A 21271-nucleotide genomic window follows, 5' to 3' on the forward strand; every position below is an offset into this window, starting at 1 on the left:
TGGGCTCTCCGGTGGATTCGCCGTCGGTCCCTCCCGTACCGCAGCCGGCGACCACGACCGCCGTCACGGTCGCGGAGAGCGGGAGCGCCAGTCGCTGGACTCGGTTCCTCACGAGACTTCCCTCACAGCTTCGTCGTACGGGCGGGCCGGGCTGGCCGGGCCCCGGGGTGATGTCCCGGGTTCGGCCGGCCGGCGGCTCATCCTGTCACACCGCGGCCAATCTCCCAGAACTGAGCGGTTGAAGAGGAATTGAGGAACCATTCGGCTCCCGTGATGCCGTCGCGGCTGGCGACGAACTGCTTGTCCTGGTACAGCGGGATCATCGGGAGCTCACGCGACAGGATCTCCTGCATCTGCCCGAAGTCCTTGTCCGTCTTGCTGCGGTTCGCGGACTGGCGGGTGGCCGGCAGGAGCTGGTTCTTGATGGCAGACCCCTTGTAGTTGAGGTCGAGGAATCCGTCGTCCGCGAAGAACGGCGCGATGTAGGTCTCGGCGTCCGGGAAGTCGGGGAGCCAGCTGAGCGAGTAGGCGGCGAACTGGCCCTTGGCGGCGCCCTTCAGGAACTTCTTCCAGGTGATCGGCTGAAGGTCCAGCTTGAACAGCCCGGTGGCCTCGAGCTGCTTCTTCAGCAGCTCCGCCTCCTCCTTGTCCGGGGTGGAGGGGTGCTCGGTCGGGTAGGTCCAAGTGAACTTGACCGGGGTGCTGATGCCGGCGGAGGACAGGACCTGGGCGGCCTTGTCGCGGTCGGGCTCGCCATAGGCGTTGAAGTACGAGTTGGCGTGGCCGGTGATGCCGGTCGGGACGGCGCCGAACAGCGGGGAAGCGGTGCGGCCGGTCACGTCGCGGGTGAGACTGTCGCGGTCGATGACGCGGGCGATGGCCTCACGGACGGCCTCGGGCTTCACCGACGGGTCGTCGACGTTGAAGAACATGAAGCGGACCGAGGCACCCTGGGTCTCGGTCAGCTTGACGTCCTGGACCGTTCCCTGCTCGAGCTCGTTGATCTGGTCCGCCGTGAGCGTGCGGTTCACCAGGTCGACCTCGCCGGCCTTGAGCGCCTTCAGCATCTCGGGGGCCGCGGGGTAGAAGCGGACCTCGACCTTGTCGTTGGCACGCTTGCCGATCAGGCCCTTGTAGTTCGGGTTGGCGCTGAGGACCGCCTTCCCGTCCTCCCACGAGTCCAGCTTGTACGGGCCGGAGCCCTCCATCTTCAGGCCCTTGAGCGGCTCGGTGGCGCTGTAGACCTCGCTGTCGACGATGGCCGCGGCCGGGGTCGCCAGCTTGGAGGGGAAGGTGGCGTCGGAGGCCTTGAGGTGGAAGACGACGGTCTTCGGGTCCGGGGCTTCGACACTGTCGATGCCCACCAGGAGGCTCGCCGGGCCGATGTCGCTGTTGATCTTCAGCACGCGGTCGACCGAGAACTTGACGTCCTCGGAGGTGAGCTCGTGGCCGTTGGCGAACTTCAGGCCGTCGCGCAGCGTGCAGCGGTACGTCTCCGACTTGGTGTCGGAGAACCCGCAGGACTTGGCGGCGTCGGGCTCGGGGGTGGTGGAGCTGCGCGAGTAACCGAGCAGCATCTGGAAGGTGTTGTTGAAGAAGCTGTACGTGCCGCCGTCGTAGGCCGTGGCCGGGTCAAGGGGGGAAGGCTGGTCCGCGGACACCTCGATGAGGTCCGTGGTGCCGATGACGACCGCGTCACCGCCACCGCCACCGCCGGTCGAGTCACCGCACCCGGCGAGTACGGGCGCGGCGAGACCCAGCAGGGCCGGCAGCACCAGTAGCTTGCGATTCATCCTCGTTGTTCTCCCTCTTCCGGCCCTCGGCCGTGCAGTGTTGAGCGGGGCGACGATACCCGTAATTGCCGGGGACCGGCATTCGGCTGGACCGCCCCCGAACACGGAGAAGTTGAGCCCGCGTCACAGGCGCATAACAGGGAGTGCCGTACCGATATCCGGACAGCGGAACGAACAGCCCGGGGCTCCCCAATCCGGACACAACCACCTGACCGCACCGCGTTTTGACGGGCTGAGGCACGCCCTGCGCGCGCTGTCGACACCGGCGGATGTGAAAAGTATCACGTCCCGCGGTACTGGCCGGTAAACAATTCGGCGCTCCGAATCGTCACGGAAAATAGCCGGGCAAGCGCCCAGAGTTTCCGCCTCAATTCACGACGACGCTCAGTGAACGGCTGTAATCAGAGAGCTCAGAAAAGGCACGTCGACCCGCTCCAGGGAGGCCACCACGGTCCGTCCCGGGGCCGGCGCGATGGCGGCGATGGACGGTACGGCCACCACCCGGCAGCCGGCCGCCTCGGCGGCCGCGACACCGGTGGGGGTGTCCTCCACGACCACGCACCGTGCCGGGTCCGCGCCGAGCCGCGCGGCGGCCGTCAGGTAGGGGTCGGGGTGTGGCTTGGTCCGCTCGATCTCGTCCCCGCCAAGGGAGAAGGCGAAGTGGTGGGAGCCGAGGGAGAGCATGACGGCGTCGATGATGCGCCGGTGGGAGGCGGAGACCAGGGCGGTGGGCACCCCGTGCGCGGCCAGTTCGGTGAGCAGCCGCTGGGCGCCCGGCATCAGCGGCACACCGCGGCCGATGAGCTCGACGAATCGCAGGTTGATCAGCGTGGACAGCTCGGCGAGCGTGGCGTCCGTCCCGGTGACCGAGATGAGGTGGCCCAGGCTGCGGGTCATGGGGCCGCCGACGACGACTTCGCGGTGGGTGTCGTCCAGGACGTGGCCGAGCTCGGCGAAGACCTCGACCTCCGCGTTCCACCAGAAGCCCTCGGTGTCGACCAGCGTGCCGTCCATGTCCAGGAGCACGGCCTGCAGGCCTGCCCCCCGGGCCGGCCGGATCTCGGTAGCGGGAATACCGCTCGTCATGCGCCCCACTCCTCTGCGTCCAGGGGGCACAAAGGCCGGTCGCCTCGCGCCCGGGTGGTGGGGCGTGCGACCGGCCAGGTGCCGTATCGGACCGTCCAGTGTACGACGTATGTCCGACTACCGCGCGTTGAAGTACTTGGCCTCCGGGTGATGGACGACGATCGCGTCGGTGGACTGCTCCGGATGGAGCTGGAACTCCTCCGAGAGCAGGACCCCGATCCGCCCGGGCTCCAGCAGCTCCGCGATCTTGGCGCGGTCCTCCAGGTCGGGGCAGGCGCCGTAGCCCAGCGAGAAGCGGGCGCCCCGGTACTTCAGGGCGAACATGTCCTCCATGGCGGCCGGGTCCTCCCCGGCGAAGCCGAGCTCGGCGCGGACCCGGGCGTGCCAGTACTCGGCCAGGGCCTCGGCGAGTTGGACGGACAGGCCGTGCAGCTCGAGGTAGTCGCGGTAGGCGTCGGCGGCGAAGAGCTCGTTGGCCGCCTCGGAGATCCGGTTGCCGACGGTGACGACCTGCAGGCCGACCACGTCGGTCTCACCGGACTCCTCGGGGCGGAAGAAGTCCGCCAGGCACAGCCGGCGGCCGCGGCGCTGGCGCGGGAAGGTGAAGCGGGTCCGCTCGGTGCCGTCCTCGTGGAGGATGATCAGATCGTCGCCCTTGGAGACGCAGGGGAAGTAGCCCTGGACGACGGCGGCCTCCAGCAGCCCCTCGCTCTGCAGGCGGTCCAGCAGCCCGCGCAGCCGCGGACGGCCCTCTGCCTCCACCAGTTCCTCGTACGTGGGGCCGCCGGTCCTGGACTGCCTCAGTCCCCACTGGCCCTTGAAGAGGGCGCCCTCGTCCAGCCAGGACGCGTAGTCCTTGAGCGGGATGCCCTTGACGACGCGGGAGCCCCAGAACGGCGGCGTGGGCACCGGGTTGTCGACGGCGACGTCGGAGCGGATCTGGCCCCGGTTCTCCTCGGGCTCGGGCACGACGCTCTGACGGGCGGCCACTCGGCGCTGCTTCAGCTCGGGGAGCGTGGCGCCGGGCACGCCGCGCTTGACGGCGATGAGGGCGTCCATCAGGCGCAGTCCCTCGAAGGCGTCGCGGGCGTAGCGGACCTCGCCCTCGTAGAGCTCGTGGAGGTCCTGCTCGACGTAGGCCCGGGTGAGCGCGGCGCCGCCGAGAATAACCGGGTAGCGGGCGGCGAGGCCGCGCTGGTTCAGCTCCTCCAGGTTCTCCTTCATGATCACCGTGGACTTCACCAGCAGGCCGGACATGCCGATGACGTCCGCCGCGTGCTCGTGCGCGGCGTCCAGGATCGCCGAGACGGGCTGCTTGATGCCGAGGTTGACGACGTTGTAGCCGTTGTTGGACAGGATGATGTCCACGAGGTTCTTGCCGATGTCGTGGACGTCGCCGCGGACGGTGGCCAGCACGATGGTGCCCTTGCCGGAGGCGTCGGACTTCTCCATGTGCGGTTCGAGGTGGGCGACGGCGGACTTCATCACCTCGGCCGACTGCAGGACGAACGGCAGCTGCATCTGGCCCGAGCCGAACAGCTCGCCGACGACCTTCATGCCCTCCAGGAGGGTGTCGTTGACGATGTCGAGGGCGCGACGGGCCTTCAGGGCCTCGTCCAGGTCCGCCTCCAGGCCGTTCTTCTCGCCGTCGATGATGCGCCGCCGCAGGCGCTCCTCCAGCGGCAGCGCGGCCAGTTCCTCGGCGCGGCTCGCCCTGACGGACTTGGTGTCGACGCCTTCGAAGAGCTCCAGGAAGCGCTGCAGCGGGTCGTATCCCTCGCGGCGCCGGTCGTACACGAGGTCGAGGGCGACCGCGCGCTGCTCCTCGGGGATGCGGGCGATCGGCAGGATCTTGGAGGCGTGCACGATCGCCGAGTCCAGGCCGGCCTCGACGCACTCGTGGAGGAAGACCGAGTTGAGCACCATGCGGGCGGCCGGGTTGAGGCCGAAGGAGATGTTGGACAGGCCGAGCGTGGTCTGCACGTCCGGATGTCGGCGCTTGAGCTCGCGGATCGCCTCGATGGTGGCGAGGCCGTCCTTGCGGGACTCCTCCTGCCCGGTGGCGATGGTGAAGGTCAGGCAGTCGACGATGATGTCGGTCTCGGCGACGCCCCAGTTGCCGGTCAGGTCCGCGATGAGCCGCTCGGCCACGGCCACCTTGGCCTCGGGGGTGCGGGCCTGGCCCTCCTCGTCGATGGTGAGGGCGATCAGTGCGGCGCCGTGCTCCGCCGCGAGGCGGGTGGTGCGGGCGAAGCGGGAGTCGGGGCCGTCGCCGTCCTCGTAGTTGACGGAGTTGATCACGGCGCGGCCACCGAGCTTCTCCAGGCCGGCGCGGAGCACCTCGGGCTCGGTGGAGTCGAGCACGATCGGCAGGGTGGAGGCGGTGGCCAGGCGTCCGGCGATCTCGTTCATGTCGGCGACGCCGTCGCGGCCGACGTAGTCGACGCACAGGTCGAGCAGGTGGGCGCCCTCGCGGATCTGCTCGCGGGCCATCTCCACGCAGTCGTCCCAGCGGCCGTCCAGCATCGCCTCGCGGAACTTCTTGGAGCCGTTGGCGTTGGTGCGCTCGCCGATGGCGAGGTACGAGGTGTCCTGGCGGAAGGGGACGGTCTGGTAGAGCGAGGAGGCGCCCGGTTCGGGGCGCGGCGTCCTGGCGGTGACCTCCTGGCCGCGGACGCGCTCGACGACCTGGCGCAGGTGCTCGGGGGTGGTGCCGCAGCAGCCGCCGACCAGGGACAGCCCGTACTCGCGGACGAAGGCCTCCTGGGCGTCGGCGAGTTCGCCGGGGGTCAGCGGGTAGTGCGCACCGTCCTTGCCGAGGACGGGAAGGCCCGCGTTGGGCATGCACGAGAGCTGGATGCCGGCGTGCCGGGCCAGGTAGCGCAGGTGTTCGCTCATCTCGGCGGGGCCGGTGGCGCAGTTGAGGCCGATCATGTCGATGCCCAGCGGTTCCAGCGCGGTGAGGGCGGCGCCGATCTCGGAGCCCAGCAGCATGGTGCCGGTGGTCTCCACGGTGACCGAGCAGATCAGGGGCGCGTCGAGACCGGCCGCTTCCAGGGCCCGGCGGGCGCCGATGACCGCGGCCTTGGTCTGCAGCAGGTCCTGGGTGGTCTCCACGACCAGCGCGTCGGCGCCGCCGGTGAGGAGCCCGGTGGCGTTCTGCTCGTACGCGTCGCGCAGCGCGCCGTAGCCGATGTGGCCGAGGGTGGGCAGCTTGGTACCGGGGCCCATGGAACCCAGGACCCAGCGCGTGCGGCCGTCGCGGGCGGTGAACTCGTCGGCGACCTCGCGGGCGATGCCGGCGCCGGACTCGGACAGCTCGAGGATGCGGTCGGCGATGTCGTACTCGCCGAGGGCGGAGAAGTTGGCGCCGAAGGTGTTGGTCTCCACGCAGTCCACGCCGACGGCGAAGTACTCGCGGTGCACGGAGGCGACGATGTCGGGGCGGGAGAGGTTGAGGACCTCGTTGCAGCCCTCGTGTCCCTGGAAGTCGTCCAGGGTGGGATTCTGCGCCTGGAGCATCGTGCCCATCGCCCCGTCTGCGACGACCACCCGGGTCGCCAGGGCCTCTCGCAGTGCTGCGGCTCGGGCACTGCTCGTGGACGGAAGGGACGACTGGGCCATGGGTGTGCTCCCTGGAGTGCGACGGCTGTCGGCTTGGTGTGTGCCGGTCCTGCTGGTACACACCAGGCCAGCGTAGCCAAGACCCCGGATTCCGCCGCGGGGCATTCCGAGGGGCGGACGGCGGTGCCACACTCTTCTCTGGGATGATGACGGTCGGCATCGTCTGACATCGTTCAGCATTGTCGAATCAGTTGTATCGGAGCGTGGTCGTTCCTAACGGAGGGGTTGTTCATGCCAGGTCCCATCCAGTCGCTCGCCAGGGCGGCCGCGATCCTGCGCCTGCTGGCCGGCGGCGAGCGCAGGCTCGGCCTGTCGGACGTGGCCTCGTCCCTGGGCCTGGCGAAGGGCACCGCGCACGGCATCCTGCGCACGCTGCAGCAGGAGGGCTTCGTCGAGCAGGACCCGGTCTCCGGCCGCTACCAGCTGGGGGCGGAGCTGCTGCGGCTGGGCAACAGCTACCTGGACGTGCACGAGCTGCGGGCCCGCGCCCTGGTGTGGACCGACGACCTGGCCCGCTCCAGTGGCGAGGCCGTCTACCTGGGCGTGCTGCACCAGCAGGGGGTGCTCATCGTCCACCACGTCTTCCGCCCCGACGACAGCCGGCAGGTGCTGGAGGTCGGCGCCATGCACCCGCTCCACAGCAGCGCGCTGGGCAAGGTGCTGTCGGCCTACGACCCGGTCGCGCACAGCGAGGCGGTCGAGATGAAGCGCGAGCCGCTGACCGCGCGCACCGTCACCGAGGACGCGGCCTTCGAGGGTGTGCTGGACCTCACACGCGCCCGCGGCTGGAGCTCCGACCTGGAGGAGACCTGGGACGGCGTGGCCTCCATCGCCGCCCCCGTCCACGACCGGCACCGGATGACCGTGGGGGCGGTGGCCGTCACCGGCGCGGTCGAACGGGTCTGCGCGGACGGCGACATCCGGCCGCAACTGGTCGCGGCGGTTCGGGACTGCGCCAGGGCGGTCTCCCGAGACCTGGGCGCCGGCCGCTTCTGACGCCTGGCCCGGACTCGGCTCGGAGACCGTTCCGCAACCTGACGAACCCTTGACGCGCGTGGTTGCGCAGGAGAACACTCTCGTTCGACGGTCGACATTGTCGAACACCAGCCGACGAATTCGGTAAGGTGTACGTAACCGTGGGACCGCCGAAGGGCCTGGTGACAGGCCCACGGACTCCGGAACGGGACCGGGGTCCGCCTTCCCCTGGACGAAGGACAAAGGAGTCGCATGTCCAGCGACCACATCTTCATCGGCGAGACCATCGGTACCGCTGTTCTGATCCTCCTCGGCGGCGGCGTCTGCGCGGCTGTCACCCTCAAGAGCTCCAAGGCCCGTAACGCCGGCTGGGTGGCCATCACCTTCGGTTGGGGCTTCGCGGTCCTGGCCGGCGCCTACATCTCCGGTTCCCTCTCCGGCGCCCACCTGAACCCCGCCGTCACGATCGGTCTCGCGATCGACAGCGGCGAGTGGAGCAAGGTCCCGGTCTACCTGGCCGGCCAGATGCTCGGCGCGATGATCGGCGCCACCTTGGTGTGGATCACCTACTACGGCCAGTTCCAGGCCCACCTGACCGACGCCGAGATCACCGGCGGCCCCGGGGCGCAGGCCACCGCGGCGGCCGAGAAGCAGACCACGGGCCCCGGCCCGGTGCTGGGCGTATTCTCCACCGGCCCCGAGATCCGCAACGTGGCGCAGAACCTCGCCACGGAGATCATCGGCACCTTCGTCCTGGTGCTCTTCATCCTGACCCTCGGCCTCACCAAGGGTCTCGCGGTCTCCGGTACCGGCACCCTGATGGTCGCACTGGTCGTCGTCGGCATCGGCCTCTCGCTGGGCGGGCCGACCGGCTACGCCATCAACCCCGCACGCGACCTCGGTCCGCGCATCGTGCACGCCTTGCTGCCGCTGCCGAACAAGGGCGGCTCCGACTGGCGCTACGCCTGGATACCCGTCGTCGGCCCGATCGTCGGTTCGGCCCTCGCGGCCGGTCTCTACAAGATCGCATTCTGAGAAGCAGCCCCCGACACCCCAAGGACCTGAGGAGCACACCGTGACCGACGCCCACACCACAGGCCCGTTCATCGCGGCCATCGACCAGGGCACCACGTCCTCGCGCTGCATCATCTTCGACAAGGACGGCCGGATCGTCTCGGTCGGCCAGAAGGAGCACGAGCAGATCTTCCCCAAGCCGGGGTGGGTCGAGCACGACGCGGCCGAGATCTGGACCAACGTGCAGGAGGTCATCGAGGAGGCGGTCAGCAAGGCCGGCATCACCTCCGCCGACGTCAAGGCGATCGGCATCACCAACCAGCGCGAGACCACCGTCCTGTGGGACAAGAACACCGGCGAGCCGGTGCACAACGCCCTGGTCTGGCAGGACACCCGTACCGACGCCCTGTGCAAGGAGCTCGGCCGCAACGTCGGGCAGGACCGTTTCCGCCGGGAGACCGGCCTGCCGCTGGCCTCGTACTTCGCCGGACCGAAGATCCGCTGGCTGCTCGACAACGTCGAGGGCCTGCGCGAGCGCGCCGAGGCCGGCGAGATCCTCTTCGGCACCATGGACAGCTGGGTGATCTGGAACCTCACCGGCGGTGCCGAGGGCGGGCACCACGTCACCGACGTGACCAACGCCTCCCGCACGCTGCTGATGAACCTGCACACCCTGGACTGGGACCAGAAGATCCTGGAGTCGATCGGCGTCCCCGCCGCGGTGCTGCCGGAGATCCGCTCCTCCGCCGAGGTGTACGGCACCGCCGCCTCCGGGGCCCTGGCCGGAGTGCCGGTCGCCTCCGCGCTCGGCGACCAGCAGGCGGCCCTGTTCGGCCAGACCTGCTTCTCCGAGGGCGAGGCCAAGTCCACCTACGGCACCGGCACCTTCCTGCTGATGAACACCGGCGAGAAGCCGATCAACAGCTACAACGGCCTGATCACCACCGTCGGCTACCGCATCGGCGACCAGAAGCCGGTGTACGCCCTGGAGGGCTCGATCGCGGTCACCGGTTCGCTGGTGCAGTGGATGCGCGACCAGATGGGCCTGATCAAGACCGCGGCCGAGATCGAGACCCTCGCCCTGTCGGTGGAGGACAACGGCGGCGCGTACTTCGTGCCCGCCTTCTCCGGCCTGTTCGCCCCGTACTGGCGCTCCGACGCCCGCGGTGTGATCGCCGGCCTCACCCGGTACGTCACCAAGGCCCACATCGCCCGCGCCGTGCTGGAGGCGACCGCCTGGCAGACCCGGGAGATCGTCGACGCCATGACCAAGGACTCGGGCGTGGAGCTCACCGCGCTCAAGGTCGACGGCGGCATGACCGCGAACAACCTGCTGATGCAGACCCTCGCCGACTTCCTGGACGCCCCGGTCGTGCGCCCGCTGGTCGCCGAGACCACCTGCCTGGGCGCCGCCTACGCGGCCGGCCTCGCGGTGGGCTTCTGGCAGGACACCGACGAGCTGCGCGCCAACTGGCGCCGTGCCGCCGAATGGACCCCCCGCATGGACGCCGAGGTCCGCGACCGCGAGTACAAGGACTGGCTGAAGGCCGTCGAGCGGACCATGGGCTGGATCGAAGAGGAGAAGTGAACCGATCATGAGCACCCCGCAGCACGTCCCGGCTCTCGGGACGCATCCGACCGCCGGCCGCAACCCGGGCCGCGCGCAGACCAGGGAACTGCTGAGCCGCGCCACCTACGACCTGCTGGTCATCGGCGGCGGCATCCTGGGCACCTCCGTGGCATGGCACGCCGCGCAGTCGGGGCTGCGGGTCGCGATGGTGGACGCCGGCGACTTCGCCGGCGCCACCAGCTCCGCCTCCTCCAAGCTCGTCCACGGCGGTCTGCGCTACCTGCAGACCGGCGCGGTCAAGCTGGTGGCGGAGAACCACATGGAACGGCGGGTCCTGGCCAGGGACGTGGCTCCGCACCTGGTCAACCCGCTCACCTTCCACCTGCCGGTCTACCGGGGCGGCCCGGTCGGCGCCGCCAAGCTCGGGGCGGGCGTCTTCGCCTACTCGGCGCTGTCGGCCTTCGGCGACGGGGTCGGCCGGATCATCTCCCCGGCCAGGGCGGCGGCGGCCAACCCCGCCCTGCGCACGGAGAACCTCAAGGCCGTCGCCGTCTACTACGACCACCAGATGAACGACTCGCGGATGGCGGTCATGACGGTCCGCGCCGCCGTCGAGGCGGGCGCCGTCGTCCTCAACCACGCCGAGGTCACCGGTCTGCGCTTCACTCACGGCCGGGTCACCGGAGCCGAGCTCAAGGACCGGCTGGACGGCGCCGAGTTCGGCGTCGACGCGCGGCTGGTGCTCAACGCCACCGGCCCGTGGGTCGACCATCTGCGGCGGATGGAGGACAAGGGCGCCGCCCCCAGCATCCGGCTGTCCAAGGGCGCCCACATCGTCCTCAAGCGCAAGGCCCCGTGGCGGGCGGCCATGGCGACCCCGATCGACAAGTACCGCATCACCTTCGCCCTGCCGTGGGAGGACCAGCTGCTGCTGGGCACCACCGACGAGGAGTACACCGGCGACCCGGCCGACGTGCGGGCCACCGAGGCCGACATAGCCCAGATCCTGGACGAGGCCGCCCACTCGGTGCGGGACGAGCACCTGTCCCGCGACCTGATCACCTACGCCTTCGCGGGCCTGCGGGTGCTGCCCGGCGGCCCCGGCGGCGTGGAGAAGGCCAGGCGCGAGACCGTCGTCACCGAGGGCAGCGGCGGCATGCTGTCGGTCGCGGGCGGCAAGTGGACGACGTACCGGCACATCGGGCGCACGGTCATGGCCAAGCTCGCCAAGCTGCCCGGCGGCCCGCTGAACGAGGACATGGAGCCGCTGGACCACCTGCCCAGGCGGGTCCCGCTGCCCGGCGTCGCCAACCCCAACGCGGTCGCCCACCGGCTGCTGGTGGACCGCGAGCCGGGCCGGCGCCTCGACCCGCTGACGGCCCGTCATCTCGCCACCCACTACGGCGCGCTGTCCTTCGACATCGCCCGGCTGGTCAACGAGGACCCGGCGCTCGGTGAGCGGATCCACCCGGACGGCCCGGAGATCTGGGCCCAGGTCGTGTACGCCCGCGACCACGAGTGGGCGCAGACGGCGGACGACGTGCTGCGTCGCCGCACCACCTTGACGGTGCGCGGCCTGGACACCTTGGACGTCCGGGAGCGGGTCGAGTCGCTGCTGGCGGGCCGGCGCGACTGACACCCCGACCCGTGGGCCCGGGCGCCCCGGCGTGAGCGCAACCGGCCTCCCCGCTCACCCCGGACGCCCGGGCCGCCGTGTTTCCCCGGGGGCGTAGGCGGCCGCGAGGCGCTGGGCGTCGGCGTACGAGGGCAGGCCGGCCGGGAGCGGTGTGCCGCGCAGGGCGCGCCCGGCGGTGTCCAGGGCGGCGTGGAGCGCGGCGCGGAAGAGCAGCGAACCGGTGCTGACCCGGCTCACCCCGAGTGCGGCGAGGCGGGAGAGCCCCGGGCCGTCCGGCGGCAGCAGGACGTTGAGCGGGGCGTCGAGGCCGGCCGCGAGCGCGGCTGTGGCGCTCGCGTCCGCGAGGCCCGGCACGAAGATCCCGTCGGCGCCCGCGGCGAGGTAGGCGGCGGCACGGCGGCGGGTCTCCTCCGCCCGGTCCGCCGCCCGGTTGTCCTCGGCGGTGCCGAGCCAGTAGGTGTCGGTGCGGGCGTTGACGAAGAGCCCCGGGGCGGTGCGCTTCATCGCGCTGATCAGCTCGCACTGCAGCGCGGCGTCGGTCAGACCCGCTCCCCCGGGGCGGCCGTCCTCGATGTTGACCCCGGCGACACCCAGCCGTTCGAGGTCGGTGGCGAGTTCGGCGACGTCCTCGGGCGTGGCGCCGAAGCCCCCCTCGATGTCGACGCTGACCAGGACGGGCAGCGCGGCCAGGTCGCGGGCCAGCCACAGGGTCGTCTCGCGGGTGGCACCGGCCGCGTCCGGCAGGCCCGCCGCGGCGGCGACACCCAGGCTGGTGGTGCCGATCGCCGGAAAGCCCCGGGCGGCCAGGGCGGCCGCGGAGGCGCGGTCCCAGGCATTGGGCAGGAACAGGGGGCGCCCGGCCCGGTGCAGGGCGCGAAAGGCCTCGAAGCGGTTCATGCGGTGGGTGCCTCCAGGGCGTCGGGCGCGATGCCCAGGTGGGTGTGGAGGGCCGCACGGCCCTGTGCGGTGAGCTTCAGGGCCCGGCCGCTGCCGATGCGCGCGCACCAGCCGGACGCGAGGGCGTGTCCGCACAGCGCGGCCCCGGCGACGCCCGCCAGGTGCGGGCGGCGTTCCGTCCAGTCCAGGCACGGCCGGGCGAGGGGACGGCGGCCCGTGCGGGCGGCGGCCAGGTCGACGCCGAGCCCGGCGAACCACTCCACGCCCTCGTCGGTGAGGGCGAAGCCGGTGCTCTGTGCCAGCAGTCCGCGGTCGGTCATGGCGTCCGTGACGAGGATGCCCAGGCGTCCCGCGAGGTGGTCGTAGCAGGTCCGGGCGCGGGCCATGGCGCTGCGGGCGCCCGCCTGCCCGAGGGTGCGCGGCCCGGTGGGCGGCGGCCCGGCGTGTGCGGCGAGGTCCTCGACGAGCTGCGCGGTACGGGCGTCCGCGAGGCGTACGTAACGGTGGCGGCCCTGGCGTTCCTCGGCGAGCAGGCCGCCCGCGACGAGCCGGCCGAGGTGCTCGCTGGCGGTCGAGGCCGCCACTCCCGCGTACCGGGCCAGCTCCCCCGCGGTCCAGGCCCGGCCGTCGAGCAGCGCCAGGCACATCGCCGCCCGCGTCTCGTCGGCGAGCAGCGCCGCGAGGGCGGCGAGGGCGCTTCCCGCGTGGTCGTCTCTCTCCATGCCCTCAGCCTGCCCCCTGAACGTTTCGGCGCACGCCGAAGCGTCACGGCCGGTGCCGCCGCGGACCGCGGCTTGACAGGACGTCAGTCGAGGCCCCACCCTTTCACCACTTGCTTAGTGAAAGGGTGTTTCGCGCATGGTCGAGTTCCGCATCGACCGCCGCAGCGGTGTCGCCACATACCTCCAGATCGTCCAGCAGACCAAACAGGCCCTGCGGCTGGGGCTGCTGGAACCCGGCGACCGGCTGCCGACGGCCCGCGAGGTCGTCGAGGCGACCGCCGTCAACCCCAACACCGTCCTCAAGGCGTACCGCGAACTGGAGCGCGAGGGGCTGGTGGAGGCGCGGCGCGGCCTCGGGACCTTCGTGCAGAAGTCGCTGGGCGCCGACCCGGCCGGCTCCCCTCTCGCGGGAGAGCTCACCGACTGGATGCGCCGGGCGCGCGTCGCGGGCCTCGACCGCGAGGACGCGGCCGCGCTGTTCCACTCCGTACTGGACCAGGAATTCTCCGAGGGAGAGAGATGAATCAGGAAGCGGCCGCCGTCGAGGCGGCCGGGCTCGGCATGCGCTACGCGTGGGGCCGGGACCCCGTCCTGCGGGACTGTTCCTTCCGGCTGCCGGCCGGGCGCATCTGCGCGCTCGTCGGGCCCAACGGCGCGGGCAAGTCGACACTGCTCGCGCTCGCCGCGGGGCTGCTGCGCCCCAGCGAGGGGGAACTGCGCGTGTGCGGCACGACGCCCGGCGCGGCCCGAGCGCGGCTAGCCTACGTCGCCCAGGACAAGCCGCTCCACCCGCAGCTCACCGTGGCGGCGACACTGCGGCTCGGCGCCGAACTCAACCCCGGCCACTGGGACCGGGAGGCCGCCGAACGCGTCGCCTACGGCAGCGGCTTGGCGCCCGGTGCACGGGTCCGCGCCCTTTCCGGCGGCCAGCGCACCCGCGTGGCGCTCGCCCTGGCCCTGGGCAAGCGGGCCGAACTGCTGCTCCTGGACGAGCCGATGGCCGACCTCGACCCGCTCTCCCGTCACGAGCTGACCGGCGCCCTCATGGCCACGGCGGCCGAGCGCGGTACGACCATCGTGATCTCCTCGCACGTCGTCGCCGAACTGGACGGCGTCTGCGACCACCTGCTGCTCCTCGGCGAGGGCCGGGTCCGGCTGGCCGGCGACACCGACGACCTGCTGGCCGCGCACCGCCGCATCACCGGCACCGGCTCGGACTTCGCCCCTCACACGGTCGTCGAGGGGCACGCCAACGGGCGCGGGCACACCGCGCTGGTCCGCCCCGTCGGAGCGCTGGAGGGGTGCGGCGACTGGCTGGTGGAGGAGCCCACCCTCGAGGAACTGGTCCTCGCCCATCTGCGCAACCCCGGGGCACCCGCCCTGCTCACCACCGACGCCACGCCCGCAACCCGCCCGGAGGCCGTCGTATGACCGCCGTCGCCCCCACCCCGCGCCCGTCCGTCCTGCACGGCCTGACCTGGTCGGTGGTGCGCCTGCACCGTACGGCCCTGTGGCTGTGGATCGCCTTCGTCGCGGCCGGGACGGCCTGGCTCCTGCGCGCCCTGTGGCTGACCGCGGGCGACGAGCGGTACGACCCCGCCTGCGTTCCGCGCTGCATCGACCCGGAGCCCTTCGACGCCTATGTCCCCCTCCAGCTGCAGGGCCGCGCGATGACGCTCCTTCCGCTCGCGGTCGCGGTGTTCGCCGGGGGCGCCCTCGTCGGCCGGGAACTGGAGCGGGGCACCGCCGCGCTCGCGTGGGCCCAGTCGGTCACTCCCGCCCGCTGGCTCGCCGCCAAGCTCGCCGTACCGGCCCTGCTGCTGACCGTCGGCACGGCCGGCCTGACGCTGCTCTTCCGGTGGGTGTGGAGCACGGGCCACCCGGAGGATCGCCCCGGGTGGTACGAGAACGACATCTTCCTGTCCACCGGCCTGGCCCTGGTCGCCCACGTGCTGCTGGCCCTGGCCCTGGGCGCGCTGGCCGGCATGCTGACGCGGCGCGCGCTGAGCGGACTGGGACTGGCCTTCTTCGCCACCTCTTCGGTGCTCGTCACGGCGGGGTTCTACCGCTCTGCGCTGTGGCCGAAGGTCGAAACCGGGCTCTCGCACGTCGGTGCCGCGGACTGGTCGGCGGAACGCGTGGCCAAGCCCGCGGACGGCGCGGGCTTCGGCGATCCCGTGGCGCTGGTCCATCCCGCCTCCCACTACTGGCCGTTGCAGCTCGTCGAGACCGGCATCGTGCTGGCCCTGGCCGCTCTCGCCTGCTGGGCATGCTTCGCGCTGCTCCGCCGTCGGACCGCCTGAGACGGGGCCATAGGGTGATCCGCACAGCATCGTCCCGCCCGGCCCGGAGGCCCGATGACCACGGATCAGCTGCCCATCTCCCGCATCCCGCGCACCGGTCTGCCACCGCACGCGGTCGTCGTGGGCGACCCGGTGCGCGCGGCGGAGGTCGCCTCCCTGCTCACCGGCCCGCGGGAGGTCGCGCACCACCGCGAGTACCGCACCTTCACCGGCACCTGGAAGGGCACCCCGGTCGTGGTGTCCTCGCACGGGGTCGGCGGGCCGGGCGCGATGTGCCTGTTCCAGGAGCTCGCGGAGGCGGGCGTCGGCACGATCCTGCGGCTCGGCACGGCCGGCGCCATCCGCGCCGGGATAGGCGACGGCGACCTGGTGATCGCCGAGGCCGCCGTGCGGGACGACGGGGTGACGCAGCTGCTGCTGCCGCCGGAGTACCCGGCGTACGCGGCGCCGGAGGCGGTGCTGGCGCTGCAGCGGGCTGCGCGGGCGGCGGGGGCGCCGCACCACCGGGGCGTGGTGTGGACGCGGGCGGCGTTCCAGCCGGGCTTCCTGCCACTGCCCGGCGCGGCGTACGCGGCGGCCGGGATCGCCGCCATCGAGATGGAGCTGTCGGCGCTCCTGGTGCTGGCCTCGACGCGCGGGCTGGTGGCCGGCGGCGCCCTCGTCGTCGACGGCGCCAACGCCGACGACCTGGTCGACGTGGAGGCCACCGGCGGCTACGACCCGCACCGGGCGGTGGTCGCCGAGGGAGTCGCCCGCGGCGGCCGGGTAACGTTGGACGCCTTGCATCTGCTGGCCACCGAGTACGGAAGCGACGAGAAGTGAGCGCTCAGGACGCCGATCTGCTGGTGCACGGCGGCGATGTGCTGACCGTCGACGCGGCGGGCACCGTCGTCCCCGGCGGCGCGATCGCCGTACGGGACGGCGAGATCCTCGTCGTGGGCCCCGCCGCGGAGGTACGCGCGACGTACCGCGCCGCGGAGGAGATCGACGCCTCGGGGTGCCTGGTGCTCCCCGGGCTGATCAACACCCACACCCACCTGGCGATGACCCTGCTGCGGGGCTGCGCCGACGACGTCGGCCTGCAGGAGTTCCTGGCCCGGGTGATCCCCCGCGAGGCCGAACTGCTGTCGCCGCGGGCCGTGGCCGCGGGCGTGCGGGTGGCCGTGGCGGAGAGCGTACGGGCCGGGGTCACCACGGGCCTGGACATGTACTGGTTCCACGAGGCCGCCGATGAGGCGGCGCGGGCGGCGGGCTGGCGGCTGCTGGCCGGCCCGACCTTCATGGACGTGCCCGGGCCGCCGGACGGCCGCCCCTACGGCGACCGCATGGCCTGGGCAGCGGCCGGCCTGGCCGCGTGGACCGGCCGGGCGCCGGGCACCCGCCCGGTGGTCTTCGCGCACAGCGCCTACACCCTCGGCCCCGAGCAGCTCGTCGCGATCTCCGCGCTCGCCCGTGAGCACGGCGCGCTGCTGCACGTCCACGCGGCGGAGAACGCCGCCGAGGTGGCGATGGTGGTCCAGGCGCACGGCAAGCGGCCGGTCGAGCTGCTGGACTCCCTCGGTGTCCTCGGGCCCGACGTGTTGCTGGCGCACGCCGTGGACCTGACCGACGGCGAGATAGCCGCCCTGGCCAGGACCGGCACGTCCGTGGCGCACTGCCCGGTCTCCAACCTGAAGCTGGGCTGCGGCATCGCCCGCGTCCCGGAGCTGCTGGCCGCGGGCGTCACCGTCGGCCTCGGCACCGACGGTGTGGTGAGTTCCAACACCCTCGACGTCCTGGGCGCGGTGCGGGCGGCCGCGCTGGTGCACAAGGCCGGCGGCGACCCGACCGCCGTCGGCGCGGAGCAGGCGGTGCGGATGGCGACGATCGAGGCCGCCCGCGCGCTGGGGCTGGGCGACCACCTCGGCTCCCTGGAGCCGGGCAAGCGGGCCGACCTGGCCGTACTGGACCTCGGCGGCCCGCACCTCGCGCCGCGCCACGACCCCTGGTCGATGCTGGCGTACGCGGCCGCGGCCGCGGACGTACGGGACACGGTCGTCGACGGCCGGATCCTCATGCGCGACCGGGTGCTGCTCACCCTCGACGAAGCCGCCGCGCTGCGCGAGCTGGAGAAGCTGGAGCGGGAGCACCCCGCATGAGCTCCGCCGTCGAACCCACCCGGGGCTTCACCGGGCGCGGCCGCGCCGCCGACCGCGACCCGCGGCTGCCGCCCGGCCAGTACGACGCCCGCGACACATGGCCGGTCCTCTCCGCCGAGGTCACGCCGGCGATCGCGGCCGAGGACTGGACGCTGCGGGTGGACGGGCTGGTGGACCGCCCGCGCACCTGGGACTGGGAGCAGGCGCACGCCCTGCCGGGCTCGGAGTACCGGGGCGACATCCACTGCGTGACCGGCTGGTCCAAGTTCGGCGTGCGCTTCGGCGGGGTGTCGGTCGACGCCTTCCTGGATGCCGTGCGCCCCTCCCGAGCCGCCACCCACGTCGTGGCCTGGTCGCACACCGGCTACGCCGCCGACCTGCCGCTCACGGACGTCACCGGAGGCCGCGCCTGGATCGTCTGGGAGTACGACGGCGCGCCGCTCGCCCCCGAGCACGGCGGCCCGGCCCGGCTGATCGTCCCGCACCTGTATTTCTGGAAGAGCACCAAGTGGATCGCGGGCCTGCGCCTGCTCGACCACGACGAGTCGGGCTTCTGGGAGCAGAACGGCTACCACCACCGGGGCGACCCCTGGCAGGAGCAGCGCTACGCCCATGACTGACCTCATCACCCCCGCTCCCGTACCGGCGTTCGTCCCGCCGGCCCGGTTCGCCGTGCCCGGCCGGATCGCCGTCCCCGAGGCCGCTTCCTCGGTCTGGCGGCGCGCGGTGATCGCGGAGATCCGCCGCGAGACGCCGCGTGCGTCCACCTTCCGCCTCGCGGTGCCCGGCTGGGCGGGCCATCTGCCCGGCCAGTACCTGACGCTGCGCCTCACCGCCCCCGACGGCTACACGGCGCAGCGCAACTACTCGGTCGCCTCCGCCCCGGACGACTCCGGCCACATCGAGCTGACCCTCGACCACGTGGCCGGCGGCGAGGTCTCCGGGCACCTGCATACCGTCGCCCGGCCGGGCGACACCGTCGAGGTCCGCGGCCCGCACAGCGGCTTCTTCGCCTGGACCGGGGACCACCCGGCGCTGCTGCTGGGTGCCGGATCGGGGGTCGTCCCCCTGATGTCGATGGTGCGCCACCGCCGGCTGCGCGGCCTGGACGTGCCGCTGCGGCTGATCGTCTCGGCCCGCACCCGCGAGGACCTGATCTACGCCGCCGAGTACGGGCCGGAGACGACCGTGCTGCTCACCCGCGCCGAGGGCCGCCTCACCGCCGCCCACCTGGCCCCGTACCTCGCGGATCCGCCGCCCGGCGGCTGGGAGGCGTACGTGTGCGGCGGCAACGGTTTCGCCGAGCACGCGTCGCGTCTGCTGGCGGACGGCGGGCAGCCGCTCGACCGGATCCGCATCGAGCGATTCGGCTGATCAGCGAGGTTCGGGTATCCTCCTCTGTACGTGATCTTCCGGGGCGGCGCCCCGGGGTACGTCACCGGGACGTGGCGCAGCTTGGTAGCGCACTTGACTGGGGGTCAAGGGGTCGCAGGTTCAAATCCTGTCGTCCCGACGGTGATTTCACAGGCCGAAGGCCGTGTCCGCGACAGCGGGCACGGCCTTCGGCGTTCCGCGGGGCGGGGTGGCGCGGGGCGGTGATCAGACTCCCCGAGAGGGCTCCGGGCTCCCGGTGGTGCGGGCATAATGGCCCGATACATCGGATGTCCGGGGAGGCGAGGGCTGATGGCGGTCACCGACGAGGCGATCGAGAAGATCAAGGGGATGATCGTCTCCGGCGCGCTGCGCCCCGGCGACCGGCTCCCCAAGGAGAGCGAACTCGCCGCGGAGCTCGGGCTGTCGCGCAATTCCCTGCGCGAGGCGGTCCGCGCGCTGTCCCTGATCAGGATCCTGGACGTACGGCAGGGCGACGGCACGTACGTCACCAGCCTGGACCCGCAGCTGCTGCTGGAGGCGCTGAGCTTCGTGGTGGACTTCCACCGCGACGACACCGTCCTGGAGTTCCTCGCCGTGCGCCGCATCCTGGAGCCCGCGGCCACGGCGATGGCGGCCGCGCGCATCGGAGAGTCCCAGCTGGAGGCGCTGACCGGGCAACTGGAGGCCCTGGGGACGCAGCCGTCGGTGGAGGAACTGGTCGCGTGCGACCTGGAGTTCCACCGCGGCATCGTCCAGGCCTCGGGAAACTCGGTGCTGTGCTCGCTGCTGGACGGGCTGTCCGGGCCGACCACGCGGGCCCGGATCTGGCGTGGGCTGACCCAGGAGGACGCGGTCAGCCGCACCCTGCACGAGCACCGCGCGATCCTGGCGGCCCTGCGGGACCGGGACGCGGAGGCCGCGCGGTCCTGGGCGACGGTGCACATCGCGAGCGTGGAGCAGTGGCTTCGGTCCACGCTCTGAGACCCGGCTGTTCCCCGCCGCATCCCGCCGGCGGGTGAACCGCCCGGTGCCGGGATGCGTCCGGTCCTTCGTAAGAGTGATCGAAAAGAGGGATCGGATGAATCCACGCCTCAGGCTGCGCCTGCGCCGCCCCTCGGCCCGTACGCTGCGCCGTGGCGCGCTGCCGGCCGTCCTCGTCGTCCTGCTCCCGGCGCTCGTCGCGGGGGTCGCCCTGCGCCTGGAGTACACCGGCGACCCCTCCGGCGCGGGCGCGAACCGTGACCGGAACGCGGTGTGGCTCGGGCACGCCTGGGTCGACGGGGAACGCGACGGGGCCGACCTCGAAGCGCTGGCCCGGGAGTTGCGCGGCAGCGGCACCCGGGACCTGTACGTGCACACCGGGCCCCTGGAGTTCGACGGCCGCCTCGACGCCGGCCTCTACCCGCGAGCACGGGACATGATCCGCCGGATGCACGCCGAGCTGCCGGGGGTGCGCGTCCAGGCGTGGCTCGGCCAGGTCCTCTCGCACGACGGTTCGAAGGGCCTGCACCTGGACGACCCGTCGACCCGCGCCCGGGTGCGGGACAGCGCCGCCCAGGTCCTGGCGGCCGGTTTCGACGGCGTCCACCTGGACCTGGAGCCGATGTACTCCGGCGACCGCGGTTTCCTCGCGCTGCTGGACTCGGTGCACCCGCTCACCGCCGCCCGCGGCGTTCCGCTGTCGGTCGCGACCCACCAGATCGACCCGCTGCCCTCCCTGCACTCGGTGAGCGGCACCCTGTTCAACCACCCCAAGTGGTGGTCGCAGCGGTACTTCGGGGAGGTGGCCAGGCGCGTCGACCAGGTCGCGATGATGACCTACGACACCGCCCTCCCTCTGGAGGGCCTCTACGGCGGCTACGTGGCCCAGCAGACCGCGCTCGCCCTGGAGGTGACACCGTCCGGCACGGACCTGCTCGTCGGCCTGCCCGGCTACCACACGAACAACCTGGGCCGCCACGCCTGGGCGGAGACCGTCACGGCCGCCGTGCGCGGCGCCCGGCTCGGCCTGGCCCGAAAGGCGCCCACCCGTGAACGCTTCGGTCTCGCCCTGTACGTCGACTTCGCCGCGACGCCGGCGGACTGGGCCGCGTACCGCTCGGCCTGGAGCGGTGGCTGACCGGACGCGTACGTCCGATG

At 72.3% G+C, this 21271-nt stretch carries 18 protein-coding genes and 1 tRNA gene; 14 read left to right on the forward strand and 5 right to left on the reverse strand.

The window, feature by feature from the left end; all coding sequences use genetic code 11:
- Positions 1 to 197: 197 nt before the first annotated feature.
- The 3 genes from AC3EUJ_RS19805 to metH all read right to left on the reverse strand — a co-directional run bounded on the left by AC3EUJ_RS19805 (position 198) and on the right by metH (position 6503).
- The gene (locus AC3EUJ_RS19805) at positions 198 to 1793 is read right to left on the reverse strand and encodes an ABC transporter substrate-binding protein (protein WP_431963113.1); all 1596 of its coding nucleotides are present in this window, start codon (positions 1791 to 1793) and stop codon (positions 198 to 200) included.
- A gap of 384 nt (positions 1794 to 2177) precedes the next feature.
- Positions 2178 to 2879, reverse strand: a complete 702-nt coding sequence (locus AC3EUJ_RS19810) for an HAD family hydrolase (protein WP_431963115.1) — start codon at positions 2877 to 2879, stop codon at positions 2178 to 2180.
- Between the two features lie 117 nt (positions 2880 to 2996).
- Positions 2997 to 6503 carry a methionine synthase gene (metH, locus tag AC3EUJ_RS19815; protein ID WP_431963117.1) on the reverse strand — a complete coding sequence of 1169 codons (3507 nt, stop codon included), beginning with the start codon at positions 6501 to 6503 and terminating at the stop codon, positions 2997 to 2999.
- Positions 6504 to 6734: 231 nt separating this feature from the next.
- Between metH and AC3EUJ_RS19820 the strand changes: the two genes are divergently transcribed.
- The 4 genes from AC3EUJ_RS19820 to AC3EUJ_RS19835 all read left to right on the forward strand — a co-directional run bounded on the left by AC3EUJ_RS19820 (position 6735) and on the right by AC3EUJ_RS19835 (position 11698).
- Entirely contained in the window at positions 6735 to 7499 is a 765-nt protein-coding gene (locus AC3EUJ_RS19820) for an IclR family transcriptional regulator (protein ID WP_431963119.1), read from the forward strand.
- A gap of 231 nt (positions 7500 to 7730) precedes the next feature.
- Entirely contained in the window at positions 7731 to 8513 is a 783-nt protein-coding gene (locus AC3EUJ_RS19825) for an MIP/aquaporin family protein (RefSeq protein ID WP_431963121.1), read from the forward strand.
- Positions 8514 to 8553: 40 nt separating this feature from the next.
- A complete protein-coding gene (gene glpK, locus AC3EUJ_RS19830) occupies positions 8554 to 10080 on the forward strand; it encodes a glycerol kinase GlpK (protein WP_431963123.1) in 1527 nt (508 codons plus the stop codon).
- A 7-nt stretch (positions 10081 to 10087) separates the two neighbouring features.
- Positions 10088 to 11698, forward strand: a complete 1611-nt coding sequence (locus AC3EUJ_RS19835) for a glycerol-3-phosphate dehydrogenase/oxidase (RefSeq protein ID WP_431963125.1) — start codon at positions 10088 to 10090, stop codon at positions 11696 to 11698.
- A gap of 54 nt (positions 11699 to 11752) precedes the next feature.
- Here AC3EUJ_RS19835 and AC3EUJ_RS19840 read toward each other — a convergent pair whose 3' ends face one another.
- Both AC3EUJ_RS19840 and AC3EUJ_RS19845 read right to left on the reverse strand, forming a co-directional pair.
- Positions 11753 to 12595 (reverse strand): isocitrate lyase/PEP mutase family protein, encoded by an 843-nt coding sequence (locus AC3EUJ_RS19840; RefSeq protein WP_431963127.1) that lies wholly within the window; start codon positions 12593 to 12595, stop codon positions 11753 to 11755.
- Positions 12592 to 13317 (reverse strand): ArsR/SmtB family transcription factor, encoded by a 726-nt coding sequence (locus AC3EUJ_RS19845; RefSeq protein ID WP_431963129.1) that lies wholly within the window; start codon positions 13315 to 13317, stop codon positions 12592 to 12594. Before AC3EUJ_RS19845 ends, AC3EUJ_RS19840 begins: the two co-directional genes overlap by 4 nt.
- Positions 13318 to 13453: 136 nt before the next feature.
- Here AC3EUJ_RS19845 and AC3EUJ_RS19850 point away from each other — a divergent pair, with 136 nt between their 5' ends.
- From AC3EUJ_RS19850 to AC3EUJ_RS19895, 10 genes are all read left to right on the forward strand, one after another.
- Positions 13454 to 13840 (forward strand): GntR family transcriptional regulator, encoded by a 387-nt coding sequence (locus AC3EUJ_RS19850; RefSeq protein WP_431963131.1) that lies wholly within the window; start codon positions 13454 to 13456, stop codon positions 13838 to 13840.
- Entirely contained in the window at positions 13837 to 14748 is a 912-nt protein-coding gene (locus AC3EUJ_RS19855; protein ID WP_431963133.1) for an ABC transporter ATP-binding protein, read from the forward strand. Before AC3EUJ_RS19850 ends, AC3EUJ_RS19855 begins: the two co-directional genes overlap by 4 nt.
- Positions 14745 to 15620, forward strand: coding sequence for a hypothetical protein (locus tag AC3EUJ_RS19860; RefSeq protein ID WP_431963135.1), 876 nt, complete (start codon positions 14745 to 14747; stop codon positions 15618 to 15620). Before AC3EUJ_RS19855 ends, AC3EUJ_RS19860 begins: the two co-directional genes overlap by 4 nt.
- A gap of 54 nt (positions 15621 to 15674) precedes the next feature.
- Complete coding sequence (locus AC3EUJ_RS19865) at positions 15675 to 16442, forward strand: phosphorylase family protein (protein ID WP_431963137.1); 768 nt, start codon at positions 15675 to 15677, stop codon at positions 16440 to 16442.
- Entirely contained in the window at positions 16439 to 17758 is a 1320-nt protein-coding gene (locus AC3EUJ_RS19870) for an amidohydrolase (protein WP_431963139.1), read from the forward strand. The genes AC3EUJ_RS19865 and AC3EUJ_RS19870 overlap by 4 nt, the downstream gene beginning before the upstream one ends.
- Positions 17755 to 18378 (forward strand): sulfite oxidase-like oxidoreductase, encoded by a 624-nt coding sequence (locus AC3EUJ_RS19875; protein ID WP_431963141.1) that lies wholly within the window; start codon positions 17755 to 17757, stop codon positions 18376 to 18378. Before AC3EUJ_RS19870 ends, AC3EUJ_RS19875 begins: the two co-directional genes overlap by 4 nt.
- Positions 18371 to 19132: a ferredoxin reductase gene (locus AC3EUJ_RS19880; RefSeq protein ID WP_431963143.1), complete on the forward strand. Its 762-nt coding sequence runs from the start codon at positions 18371 to 18373 to the stop codon at positions 19130 to 19132. Before AC3EUJ_RS19875 ends, AC3EUJ_RS19880 begins: the two co-directional genes overlap by 8 nt.
- Before the next feature lie 65 nt (positions 19133 to 19197).
- Positions 19198 to 19271 (forward strand) — tRNA-Pro (locus tag AC3EUJ_RS19885).
- Between the two features lie 170 nt (positions 19272 to 19441).
- Entirely contained in the window at positions 19442 to 20113 is a 672-nt protein-coding gene (locus AC3EUJ_RS19890) for a FadR/GntR family transcriptional regulator (protein WP_431963145.1), read from the forward strand.
- A gap of 97 nt (positions 20114 to 20210) precedes the next feature.
- The gene (locus tag AC3EUJ_RS19895) at positions 20211 to 21251 is read left to right on the forward strand and encodes a glycoside hydrolase family 18 protein (protein ID WP_431963147.1); all 1041 of its coding nucleotides are present in this window, start codon (positions 20211 to 20213) and stop codon (positions 21249 to 21251) included.
- The last annotated feature ends 20 nt before the right edge of the window (positions 21252 to 21271 follow it).

It is taken from the genome of Actinacidiphila sp. bgisy160 (assembly GCF_057707815.1).